This is a genomic window from Anabaena sp. EIM26 (genome assembly GCF_057568715.1).
Window position 1 is genome coordinate 5,028,456 of the sequence record NZ_CM172472.1, and the last position, 11,229, is coordinate 5,039,684.

Here is an 11,229-nt window from a genome sequence, read left to right on the forward strand (position 1 = left end):
ACGTTCATGCAATATGATTCAACGCACTATACAGACTTTTTACAGAAAACAAGTAGAGTATCTAAAGCCAACTCTTCCTGTTCCAATTCTTTTTACGCACGTACCTAAATGTGCAGGTACATCAATTGATAAAGCTTTTCGTGATAATTTTCGTATTCGAGGGACTCGACCTGATTTTGAAATGTTGCGTCGCGCTAATATAGCCCTTACAGGTCAAGGTAGTATTGCGGATTTTGGAGAATCTGCAACTCTTTTATTACTTTACGCTGCTCAACAAGGTTCAACTTACTTAAGTGGACATTTTCCTATAAATGAGAATGCTCTTAAATATCTCAAGAGCCTCAATCCATTCTTTTGTATTACCCTTCTGCGAGAACCATATTCTCGTCTTCAAAGCAATTACATCTATCGTAAAGTTCGGCTTTGGATGTTGAAATATGAAACTGCTCCAAATTTGGAGAATCAGGGAGAAGAAAAGTTTATTATTCATCAAAGAAAGGAACTTCTTAAATTTTATGATTCCAAAGAAGGTCGTTTTCAACTAAGTCTTTATGCCAATATGTTTGGTAGAGGTAGTTATCAAGAAGCTAAATCCACTTTAGAGAGTTTTGATGTTGTGGGTGTAGTTAAACACATAAATCTATTTACTAATAAACTATCTGCTCATTTGCAAAGGCAATTTCATGTTGAACACATGAATAAAATTGATAATAGATCTTATCAAGATGAAGCTAAGTTGCTTAAATTACTTTTTCAGGATGAACTTATAGAAACTGAATTAAAAACCAGGTTACTTAATGAAAATGACCTTTATTCATGGGTTTTAGATAATTTAATTGAATGAAATCAAATTTTTCAGTAATTTAAAATACCGGAATCTATTTTTTAACTCAATTAGACATTTTTTTTGTGTAGATCCTAATCTATTATATGTTTGACAAAGATTCTTTATTCCAAAATTTAACAGAAACTTTAAAAAATACAAAACATTAACTAATTATGTCTATTGGTTCTTTAATCCTCAAACTCAGACAAAATTATCAGCATGGTCTGAGAACTGCTTATTATCGTGATGTGGTTAGAAATAAAATTCTTAGTTCCTTACCTATCAAAGATACGAATAGCAAAGATTGTGAAATTCACGTACTGACTTCTGCAAATGACTGGCTAAATTTAGTTTGGACGTTAAAATCTTTTTATCATTTTTCTCAGCGTCAATATGCTTTATGTATTCATGATGATGGAACTCTAACTCAAGAAAATATCGCAACTTTACAATATCATTTTCCAGACGCACGGATTATTGACAGAACACAAGCTGATGAAAAGGTTTTATCATTGCTGTCATCCTATCCTCGTTGTTTGGAGTTTCGTAAGACAAATCACTTGTCACCGAAAGTATTTGACTTTGCTTTATATTTAGAGAGCGATCGCATGTTGTTGCTCGACAGCGATGTGCTTTTCTTTCAAGAACCCAGTGTTTTGCTCCAAAGGATTGAAGACCCCGCCTATACTCTGAATACGGTTAATAGAGATGTTGCTAGTGCCTACACAGTTGATACAGCGGTTGTAGAAAAACATTGTGGTTTTACTCCCATTGAACGCTTTAATTCCGGGTTGGGGCTAATTCACAAAGACTCTCTCAATCTAGATTGGATGGAAGAGTTCTTGGGTTTGCCCAATATTATTGGTCATTTTTGGCGAATTGAGCAAACTCTCTTTGCATTATGTAGTTCAAGATTTGGTGTGGAGCTATTACCACTAGAATATGATGTTCGTTTAGATAGGGGAATAAAAGAATGTCCTAGTAGACACTATGTAGGAAAAATTCGTCACTTAATGTACTTAGAAGGAATTAGACAGTTGGTAAAACAGAGCGGGTTAATAAAATGATGTCTAATGAACCTACTGAAATTCATGTATTAATGATGCCGGATTATTCAAAGGATAATCCTTATCAGGCTCTTTTAAAGCGAGCGTTGGAAGATGAACAAGTGATGGTTCATTTCCCCAAAGGATATAGACGCGTACTGCCAATTTCTCGCTCAATATTAAGTCAAAGCATAAAAATAAATATTCTGCACATACATTGGATCAACCCTTACCTAAAGGGGGAAAATCTTTTTGTATTTAGTGTTTATTCATTAAAGTTTTTGCTTGATATACTAATTGCAAGAATGTTGGGAGTGAAAATTATTTGGACAATTCATAATAGAGTGTCTCATGAATCCAAGTTTATCAAGATTGAAGTATGGGTGAGACAAGCACTATCAAGAATAGTTCACAGGATGATTATCCATAATAAGTCTTACCTTTCCGAAATTGCTGCCGATTTAAAGATGTCAGAGGAAAAATTTTCAATCATTGGCTATGGAAATTTTCAAGAAATCTATGATTCTAAAATCAGCAAAGATGTGTCACGTAATTATCTACAAATTGACAAATTTAAACGGGTATTTCTCCACCAAGGGAACTTAAGACCCTATAAGGGTACAGAGCAACTTATTACTACTTGGAGGCAATGGGAAAAAAGTGCTGAGGATAGTATTCTTATTATTGTTGGAAAGCCTTTAAATGATGACTATGCCGAGAAACTGAAAAAAGATATTGATCTAACAACAAGCATAATTTTCATTCCTGAGTTTATTCCGGATCATCTTATCGCATATTACTATAGTGCTGCTGATGTTGTTGTCTTGCCCTTTACTCAAATAACATCTCCAAGTAGTCTGATTCTAGCTATGTCATTTTCAGTACCTGTAATAGCTCCTAAAATAGGAGCCATTCAGGAGTTACTTGGAGAAACAGCATCATCACTACTGTATGATCATACTGACCCTAATGGACTTATGAATTCTCTAAATCTATCTGCAACAGTGGACTTGGTTGATCTAAGTTTGCAAATTGATAAAAGTTGTGCTAAACTGTCGTGGCTTCAAACCGCTAGAAGCACAAAAGAATTATATTTATCTACCATTTTAAGCTAAAAGGAAGGTACTAGTATGCACTTAATTCATAGAAAGACTTGCAGAGTCTGTGGATCTTCATCACTCACACCTGTAATTAATTTGGGAGAGCAATATTTACAAGGTTCGTTTATAAAGTCTGATAGAGACGATCCTCCTTTACGTAAAATTCCTACATCATTAGTTAGATGCAACCCCACAAAGGATGAAAAAGCTTGTGGGTTATTGCAAATGGAACATAGTGTACCACCAGAAATATTGTATTCAGTGTACTGGTATCGTTCTGGTACGAATAATACTATGTTAAATCATTTAAAAGAAATTGCTGAAGAAATATCCTGCATTCTACCTAATACTCAAGACTGTACAGTTCTTGATATTGGTTGTAATGATGGCACCTTGTTAAGGTCGTATCCTGATTCTTTCTATAAATATGGTGTTGATCCTTCTGATGTTGCAACACACATACAGAAAGATGAACTAGAAGAAAATATTTGTATTGTCCAAGATATTTTTCCCTCTGCCGAATTAGCATCTAGACTGGGAGGAAAAAAATGTGATGCTATAACCTCGATAGCTATGTTTTATGATCTGGAAGACCCAGTCAAATTCGTGCAAGAAGTTAAAAAAATTCTTGCTCCTCATGGAATATGGGTATTTGAAATGTCATATATGCCTAGTATGTTGGAAATGAATTCCTACGATACGATTTGCCATGAACACTTAGAGTATTATAGTCTTTCAGTAATTGAATACATTCTCAGAACTGCTGATATGAAAATATTCAATGTAGTACTCAATGATATTAATGGGGGGAGCATCAGATGTTACGCTACACACAATAACAATTTTGACTATAAGTCTGAAACTTACAGCAAAAATATAAGACAACTTAGAATGAAAGAGTTTGAGATGGGACTTGATACTGACAGACCATACAAAGATTTTCAAGACAGGATTAATGTCCATAAAAATAATCTTATTTCATTATTAAAAAGATTAAAAAAGGAAAACAAAAAGATCCATATTTATGGGGCTTCAACCAAAGGTAACACAATTTTACAGTGGTGTGGGATAGACAATCGGATTATTGATTATGCAGCGGAAAGAAATCCTGATAAGTATGGGGCATATACGCTAGGTACGGAAATTCCAATCATAAGTGAAGAAGAGTCTAGAGCAATGAATCCAGACTTCTATCTTGTGTTGCCGTGGCACTTCAAGTCCGAATTTATGACTCGTGAGAAGAAAATCCTGGAACAAGGAGTTAAATTTATCTTTCCTTTGCCAAATATTGAGATAGTAGGATCAAACTCTCAAATACCCATTAATTAGATAATAAATATTATTTAGATGATTGGTATGAAGGCGATAATTTTTGGAGCTTCTGGTCAGGATGGTTATTATCTTTCTCAACTTTTAGCGAAGGATGGTATTGATTTTATTTCAGTTTCTCGTTCCCAAGGAATAACCGAAAACTGGGTTAAAGGTGATGTGCGTGACAGTTCAAAGACTTCAGAACTCATTAGTGCATATTGTCCAAATTATATTTTCCACCTTGCAGCAAATTCCAGCACAATACATGACCACTTGATTGAAAATTATTTAACGATTTCTGGTGGTTCAGTCGCTATTTTAGAAGCAGCATATAAGTTGAATAACGATTGTAGAGTATTCATTGCAGGTAGTGGACTTCAATTTGAGAATGAAAATATCCCCATATCAGAAACAGCAAATTTTAGGTGTAATACTGCGTACAGTATGGCACGTATTCAGTCTGTATATGCCGCTCGATATTTTCGCTCGATTGGATTGAAAGCTTACGTTGGTTACTTATTTCATCATGAAAGCTCTCTTCGTAAGCCTTACTATGTGAGTCAAAAAATTGTTCAAGCAGCTAAAGCGATTGGAGCAGGTGAGGAAAGAATCATAGAGTTGGGCAATATTGATATTCAAAAGGAGTGGTTATTTGCTAAAGATGTAAGCGAAGCAATCTTAACCTTAGTTAATCAAGATGTTGTATATGAAGCTGTAATTGGCTCTGGGCTTGCTTATTCAATCCGTGACTGGTTAGATTTATGCTTCAGGTTAATTGGTAAAGATTGGAATCCTTATGTTAAGTTTGATCCTAGTTTGAGTTCTGACTATTCACGATTAGTTTCAGATCCCAAAACTATTATGTCACTTGCATGGCGGCCAAAAATTAGTTTTGATATGCTTGCTGAAATTATGATGTTGGGCAAGATATAAAAGCATTTATTTGTCCAAGTTTGGTATATTAAAGGTAGTTTAATCTACTGAAAACCATATACTCTGTTGTTATTCTTATACGCAAGATTTTTTGAGGAAAATATAATATAGGACTCACACACTGTACAAATTTTCCACTATAGTGTAGGGACGAAATTCCGTTGTTTCATGCTTTTGGCGATTAAGTTTCGATACATAGCGATCGCTCAAAACTAAGCAAAAAATCACATTTAAATCCCCGAAACCCATACACCATATCTGGTTTATCCTGTCAATGCGTAAGTCCTGTAATATTTCCATTTTTGTAACACTACATCTAATCTACTATCGCCATAGTAAGAATTAATGACGTTGTAATTCTGACACGGGGCGAAAAACAAAGCTGAGAATGAGACGGTGTAAAGAATGTAGACTATTGATAGCAAAAAAAGATAGGTCAAAATTTCCTTTTTATAAACTTAAGTATGGATCCAAAAGTCAGCATTCTTATACCCTGCTATAACTCAGAACAATGGATTGCAAAATCTATAGAAAGTGCCTTAAATCAAACCTACCCTAACAAAGAAGTCATTGTTGTCGATGATGGTTCTACAGATGGAAGTTTAGAAGTAATTAAAAGTTTTGGTGATTCTATTCGTTGGGAAACAGGTAAAAATCGTGGTGGTAATGTTGCACGGAATCGGTTACTAGAAATAAGTACAGGTAATTGGTTACAATACTTAGATGCAGATGATTATTTACTACCTACCAAAATTGAAAACCAAATCAATTTTCTAGCTCAGACTTCTAGTGCTGATATAATCTACAGTCCTAGCATATTTGAGTATTGGCAAGCAGAAAATGTGAAACAAGAAATTTTGGCTATTACTGAACCTCATGATCCCTGGATTTTATTAGCTCTTTGGTACTTACCACAAACAGGAAGTCCGCTTTGGAAAAAACAGGCTCTTTTAGATGTAGGAGGTTGGAAAGCTGATCAACCTTGCTGTCAAGAACATGAATTATATTTACGACTTCTGAAAGCCGGGAAAAGATTTGAGTATTGTCATGACTCTGGTTCAGTTTATAGACAATGGAGTGAATCAACAGTTTGCAAAAAAGATAAAACATTAACCTATCAACATCGTTTGGAAATTCTAGACAAACTAGAATCACATCTGAAGTTAATTAATGAACTCAACAATGAGCGTCTTTATGCTATCAATAAATCCAGGTTTGATTGTGCTAGGATGATTTGGTTGTTTAATACGAGTTGGGCTAAAAGTATCATCAGAAAAATATATGATTCAGATCATGGTTTTAAACCACCAATCTCTACAGCGCCTTTATTTTATCAAATAATATATCATTCTTTAGGATTTGAAGCTGCTGAAATCACGGCAAAATTCAAAAGACAATTACTTACTTTAAATAAATAAACCAATAAGAAGTATGAATAACATTTTACCGAATTTAATTATTATTGGTGCCATGAAAAGTGGTACAAGCAGTTTACATAACTATCTTAATTTGCATCCAGAGATTCAAATGTCAAGTTTGAAGGAATTGGATTTCTTTATTCTAGAAAAAAACTGGAATCAAGGTTTAGATTGGTATAGTAATCAATTTCCTATGAATAAAGAAGCTAAAATATTTGGTGAATCCTCACCTAACTATACAAAAAGTCATATTTTTGCTGATGTTCCGCAACGCATGGCTTCTGTGCTACCAGATGCTAAACTAATTTATATTCTTCGAGATCCAATTAAAAGAATTTTATCTCACTATTTTCATCAATTTGTAGATCGTCAAGAAATGCGTTCACTGATTGATGCTGTGCAAGCTAATAACAACAACTATATTAATAGTAGTAGATATTACTGGCAATTAAAAGATTTTTTATCTATTTACAAACTTGATCAAATCCTTATTTTAACTCTGGAAGAGTTAGAAAAAAATCGTAATCAAACACTCCAAAAAGTATTTGATTTTTTGGGTGTTGACTCCTCCTTTGAACATCCAGCATTTTTACAAAATTATCATCTTTCTTCAGAAAAGCGAAGATTAACAAACTTAGGTCATACCATTTCTAAGTTACCATCTGGACTACGTTTGTGTAATCTTTTTCCTTCTTTCTTTGAAGAAAAGGTTCAATACCCAGTTGTTGATGAGCAGATTTTAATGTATCTTAAATCAGTATTATCTGAGGATATTACTCAATTACGAGCATTGACTGGGTTGAAATTCTCAGATTGGTATTTATAAATCCTTGGGATTGGCTTGACCTAAAACAATTGTCAGATTAATTATGAAAATTATAGGCTACTGAAAATAATGGAAACACCTGCTTCTTTCTCCTTGAGTAACTCAGAAATTATCGATCTAGGACAACGTAGTCATGATGAACAAATAATAATATTTCTCCATATTCCTAAGGCTGGAGGCACAACAATTAATGGAATTATAAACCAGCAATACAGAAACGATTGTACTTTTCGATTTGACGGGATTGAAAATCGCTATAAATTGGCTGAATTAGAACAATATCAACGTAGTAAATTAAAACTAATTCGTGGACATTTTGCTTTTGGTTTACATGAGTTTTTATCTTGTTCAGCTAAGTATTTTACTCTCCTCAGAAATCCAGTGAGTCGAACAATTTCTCACTATAACTATCTTTGTCGTAGTTCCAGTTTACCTAATCATGAAAAAGTTAAAAAAATGAGTCTTAAGGATTATATACTCAGTGACTTGAGTAATAATAACCTCCAAACAAAAATGTTATTTGGTCTTAGCAATGTTCCTACATATAGTGATGAAGAAACACTCACAACCGTTAAGCAAAACTTGGAAACTCACTTTTCTGTAGTCGGGTTAGTTGAGCGATTTGATGAAACCCTGGTTCTGCTCAAAAAAACGTTTAACTGGCGAATTCCGCTGTATATACAACAAAATATAACTCCTCAACATCAACATATTCAAAATAATATTGATAACAATATCATAGACATAATTAAAGATAAAAATTCTTTAGATTTGGCATTATATGACTATGCTCAACAACAGTTTGAACACAAAATTGCTGAATCAAAAAATGATTTTTACCAAAATTTAGAAAGGCAAAAACTCATAAATCAGTTGTATCAACCTTTTGGACGTACCTACAATTTAGCTAGACATTTTATGTTGAAACAATTAAAAAAATTTTAGCATGGTTATAATTAGGTGGCTTATAACAAAACTAATTCCATAATTCATGCAAAATTAATAATGGTTCAATACTATATACATGATAGATGAAAATAGAACTGCCTGTTAGTGCTTTAATTCCAACACGAAATCGTTCAGAGCCTTTAAGCAGGACACTTGCAAGTCTAGCTCAACAATCGGCACAACCTGTAGAAATAATTGTCGTGGATGGTTCAGATGATGATAGCACCAAAGAAATTTGTACAAGTTTTATTCCAGGATTAATCGCCAAAATTCACTATTATCGAGCAATAAAATTAGGCGCTGCTATTCAACGCAATCAAGCGATGGATTATGCAACTCAAAACACTATTTGGCTACTAGATGATGATATTTTATTTGAACCGGAATGTGTAGCTAGATTGTGGACTGCTTTACAAAGTGATCCGCACATTGGGGGGGTTAATTCAATGATTACCAATCAAAAATATTTACCTCCTGGACTTATTAGCAGATTGCTGTTTCAATTCCTACACGGTCGTTATGAAAGTAGTTATGCAGGTAAATGTATTGGGCCTGCAATGAATCTCTTACCAGAAGATCGGGAGGATTTACCAGAAATAGTTTCTGTAGAATGGTTGAATACAACTTGTGTCCTTTATCGTCGAGAAGCATTACCACATCCCTTATTTCCAGAGATTTTTACAGGCTATTCTCTGATGGAAGATGTTACCTTATCCTTGACGGTTGGTAAGCTTTGGAAGTTAGTCAATGCTCGTACATCTCGCATTTTTCATGATAGCCAACCGGGTGATCATAAAAATGATCCTGGTGTTTTAGCAGAAATGGATTTAGTGAACCGTCATTATGTGATGACTCAAATCCTTGGTCGAAAGCAATGGCAGTATTATATAAAGTTAGCTGTACTGCAATTATTTGGACTGATAGCTTCACTAACAAAATTGCAGGGTTGGATTGATTTACCAAAGGTATTGACAGGAAAGATACGGGCAGTTACCAAAATAGTATCAGCCTAATTTTTATAAAAGTACACTCTTCTCAACGCATATATTTTAATGCTTTTTATTGAGACATAAAGCTTTTTGAACGATTTTTTTTAACAAATTATTAATAATATTAATAAATAAAGTTTAAAAATGAATATCATACAATTTTGTTTCCTCAAAGGTAAGTGGTTAATTGATGGATTAGAAAGTCGTTGGCGTAATTTTTATTATCGTACTTTAGGAGTCAAACTGCACGGTTATGTCTGGATGAAGGAAGTTGATATTCCACGCAACCATAGCGATATAAAAATTGAAGCTAATTGTGCGCTTGACAGGGGAGTTACTCTTGTGTGCAGTGGTGAATCTCTTCCTCATGCTAAAATCATTATCGGTGCAAATTCTTATATTAATCGTCACACCTTTATTGATGCAACCGAATCCATAATTATTGGTAAAGATTGCGCTATTGGACCAGGTTGCTACATTACGGATCATGATCATGGATGCGATCCGAGTTTACCACCGTTAGGACAACCCATGATTTCTAAACCTACTAGAATTGGAGAATATGTATGGATTGGAGCTAATGTTACAATTTTAAAAGGTGTCACAATAGGCGATCGCGCTATTATAGGTGCGGGAAGTGTGGTGACAAAAGATATTCCCTCTGGTGCGATCGCTGTGGGAGTACCTGCTAAAGTAATTAAAGAGCGAATTTAACCATAAAAATAAACTTGTTGACTATTGACTTCACGGTGGTACTAGAAAATTTTAAGAAATGAATACTTGCAACATTACTGCGGTTATCCCAACGTATAACCGATTAAGTCAACTTTTAGAAACACTGGAAAAAATATCACAATGCAATCCCCAACCAAATGAAATCATTGTTCATATTGATGGCAACGATTCTACAACGGAACAAGGACTTATAAACAGCAATTTTCAAGATATTAAAATTATTAAAAACCCTCTTCAAGTAGGCCCAGGTGGTGGGAGAAATATAGCGATTAACCAGGCAATAAACCCCATCGTTGCCAGTTTCGATGATGATTCCTATCCTATAGATACAGACTACTTTGAACGCTTACAACTACTCTTCAATAATTTTCCTCAAGCCGCTGTTATAGCAGCCAAGATATATCACATTAATGAAATCATTGAATCTGATCAATTAGCGGCAACATGGGTATCCAATTTTATTGGCTGTGGGTGTGCTTATCGGAAAGAAGTTTTTCAACAAACCAGTGGTTATGTTAATTTACCAGTAGCCTATGGCATGGAAGAAGTTGATTTGTCCTTACGCCTTCATCACATGGGTTGGAGTATTCTGGAAACTTCATGGCTCAGAGTCTTTCATAACACTAAATTAGAACACCATACCAACCCACGCATTACAGCTGCAAGCATCGCCAATCAGATTCTCCTAGCTTATTTGAGGTATCCTATCATCTTTTGGTGGTTAGGAATTGGAAAGTGTATCAATCGGATTTTTTGGTTATTCAGGCATGGCAGAACAAATGGAATTAAAGAAGGTATATTTATTATTCCTGAATTGATTAAAAATCATCATCAAGAACGACAAGTAGTTTCGGCTAAATCCTTAATATCCTACCTTAAATTACGTAGAAATACAGCTTTTCCTTTAATGAATGCAACTGTTTTGCCTTGAGGCAAGATATAAAAATTTATCCAGATACTAATAAATCTTAAAATTGGCTAAATTGACTTTTCTGATTTGGAAAGAGTTTTCATCATATATTAAGACATAGCAAACAAATTCCATTACAGATTACGTTTTAAGTTAATTTATAGTTAAAACTATCATCAGGCATTTA

The 11,229-nt window shown here is 34.2% G+C and carries 12 protein-coding genes; 11 read left to right on the top strand and 1 reads right to left on the bottom strand.

Annotation, left to right across the window (positions count from 1 at the left end):
- The first annotated feature begins 13 nt into the window (after nucleotides 1–13).
- The 5 genes from AC012T_RS21920 to AC012T_RS21940 all read left to right on the top strand — a co-directional run bounded on the left by AC012T_RS21920 (nucleotide 14) and on the right by AC012T_RS21940 (nucleotide 5,216).
- Nucleotides 14–844, top strand: coding sequence for a hypothetical protein (locus AC012T_RS21920; RefSeq protein ID WP_487060794.1), 831 nt, complete (start codon nucleotides 14–16; stop codon nucleotides 842–844).
- A gap of 155 nt (nucleotides 845–999) precedes the next feature.
- On the top strand, nucleotides 1,000–1,893 hold the full coding sequence (locus AC012T_RS21925; RefSeq protein ID WP_487060795.1) for a hypothetical protein: 894 nt from the start codon (nucleotides 1,000–1,002) through the stop codon (nucleotides 1,891–1,893).
- A complete protein-coding gene (locus AC012T_RS21930; RefSeq protein ID WP_487060796.1) occupies nucleotides 1,890–2,987 on the top strand; it encodes a glycosyltransferase family 4 protein in 1,098 nt (365 codons plus the stop codon). The genes AC012T_RS21925 and AC012T_RS21930 overlap by 4 nt, the downstream gene beginning before the upstream one ends.
- A 15-nt stretch (nucleotides 2,988–3,002) precedes the next feature.
- Nucleotides 3,003–4,301 (top strand): class I SAM-dependent methyltransferase, encoded by a 1,299-nt coding sequence (locus AC012T_RS21935; protein WP_487060797.1) that lies wholly within the window; start codon nucleotides 3,003–3,005, stop codon nucleotides 4,299–4,301.
- 27 nt (nucleotides 4,302–4,328) lie between these two features.
- Nucleotides 4,329–5,216, top strand: a complete 888-nt coding sequence (locus tag AC012T_RS21940) for a GDP-mannose 4,6-dehydratase (RefSeq protein ID WP_487060798.1) — start codon at nucleotides 4,329–4,331, stop codon at nucleotides 5,214–5,216.
- A 114-nt stretch (nucleotides 5,217–5,330) separates the two neighbouring features.
- On the opposite strand, the gene AC012T_RS21945 is transcribed toward AC012T_RS21940, so the two are convergent.
- Complete coding sequence (locus AC012T_RS21945) at nucleotides 5,331–5,516, bottom strand: hypothetical protein (RefSeq protein WP_487060799.1); 186 nt, start codon at nucleotides 5,514–5,516, stop codon at nucleotides 5,331–5,333.
- 164 nt (nucleotides 5,517–5,680) lie between these two features.
- Here AC012T_RS21945 and AC012T_RS21950 point away from each other — a divergent pair, with 164 nt between their 5' ends.
- From AC012T_RS21950 to AC012T_RS21975, 6 genes are all read left to right on the top strand, one after another.
- The gene (locus AC012T_RS21950) at nucleotides 5,681–6,634 is read left to right on the top strand and encodes a glycosyltransferase family 2 protein (protein WP_487060800.1); all 954 of its coding nucleotides are present in this window, start codon (nucleotides 5,681–5,683) and stop codon (nucleotides 6,632–6,634) included.
- A 13-nt stretch (nucleotides 6,635–6,647) separates the two neighbouring features.
- Nucleotides 6,648–7,460, top strand: a complete 813-nt coding sequence (locus AC012T_RS21955) for a sulfotransferase family protein (protein WP_487060801.1) — start codon at nucleotides 6,648–6,650, stop codon at nucleotides 7,458–7,460.
- Nucleotides 7,461–7,529: 69 nt separating this feature from the next.
- Complete coding sequence (locus AC012T_RS21960; protein ID WP_487060802.1) at nucleotides 7,530–8,405, top strand: sulfotransferase family 2 domain-containing protein; 876 nt, start codon at nucleotides 7,530–7,532, stop codon at nucleotides 8,403–8,405.
- Between the two features lie 86 nt (nucleotides 8,406–8,491).
- On the top strand, nucleotides 8,492–9,421 hold the full coding sequence (locus tag AC012T_RS21965) for a glycosyltransferase family 2 protein (RefSeq protein WP_487060803.1): 930 nt from the start codon (nucleotides 8,492–8,494) through the stop codon (nucleotides 9,419–9,421).
- A 120-nt stretch (nucleotides 9,422–9,541) separates the two neighbouring features.
- The gene (locus AC012T_RS21970; RefSeq protein WP_487060804.1) at nucleotides 9,542–10,111 is read left to right on the top strand and encodes an acyltransferase; all 570 of its coding nucleotides are present in this window, start codon (nucleotides 9,542–9,544) and stop codon (nucleotides 10,109–10,111) included.
- Nucleotides 10,112–10,169: 58 nt separating this feature from the next.
- Nucleotides 10,170–11,063 carry a glycosyltransferase family 2 protein gene (locus AC012T_RS21975; protein ID WP_487060805.1) on the top strand — a complete coding sequence of 298 codons (894 nt, stop codon included), beginning with the start codon at nucleotides 10,170–10,172 and terminating at the stop codon, nucleotides 11,061–11,063.
- The last annotated feature ends 166 nt before the right edge of the window (nucleotides 11,064–11,229 follow it).

Excerpts from the sequence above, each read along its gene's own strand:
- AC012T_RS21975 (WP_487060805.1), top strand. The coding sequence starts at position 10,170 with ATGAATACTTGCAACATTACTGCGGTTATCCCAACGTATAACCGATTA.
- AC012T_RS21965 (WP_487060803.1), top strand. The coding sequence starts at position 8,492 with ATGAAAATAGAACTGCCTGTTAGTGCTTTAATTCCAACACGAAATCGT.
- AC012T_RS21955 (WP_487060801.1), top strand. The coding sequence starts at position 6,648 with ATGAATAACATTTTACCGAATTTAATTATTATTGGTGCCATGAAAAGT.
- AC012T_RS21945 (WP_487060799.1), bottom strand. The coding sequence starts at position 5,516 with ATGGAAATATTACAGGACTTACGCATTGACAGGATAAACCAGATATGG.
- AC012T_RS21930 (WP_487060796.1), top strand. The coding sequence starts at position 1,890 with ATGATGTCTAATGAACCTACTGAAATTCATGTATTAATGATGCCGGAT.
- AC012T_RS21935 (WP_487060797.1), top strand. The coding sequence starts at position 3,003 with ATGCACTTAATTCATAGAAAGACTTGCAGAGTCTGTGGATCTTCATCA.
- AC012T_RS21920 (WP_487060794.1), top strand. The coding sequence starts at position 14 with ATGATTCAACGCACTATACAGACTTTTTACAGAAAACAAGTAGAGTAT.
- AC012T_RS21925 (WP_487060795.1), top strand. The coding sequence starts at position 1,000 with ATGTCTATTGGTTCTTTAATCCTCAAACTCAGACAAAATTATCAGCAT.
- AC012T_RS21940 (WP_487060798.1), top strand. The coding sequence starts at position 4,329 with ATGAAGGCGATAATTTTTGGAGCTTCTGGTCAGGATGGTTATTATCTT.
- AC012T_RS21950 (WP_487060800.1), top strand. The coding sequence starts at position 5,681 with ATGGATCCAAAAGTCAGCATTCTTATACCCTGCTATAACTCAGAACAA.
- AC012T_RS21960 (WP_487060802.1), top strand. The coding sequence starts at position 7,530 with ATGGAAACACCTGCTTCTTTCTCCTTGAGTAACTCAGAAATTATCGAT.
- AC012T_RS21970 (WP_487060804.1), top strand. The coding sequence starts at position 9,542 with ATGAATATCATACAATTTTGTTTCCTCAAAGGTAAGTGGTTAATTGAT.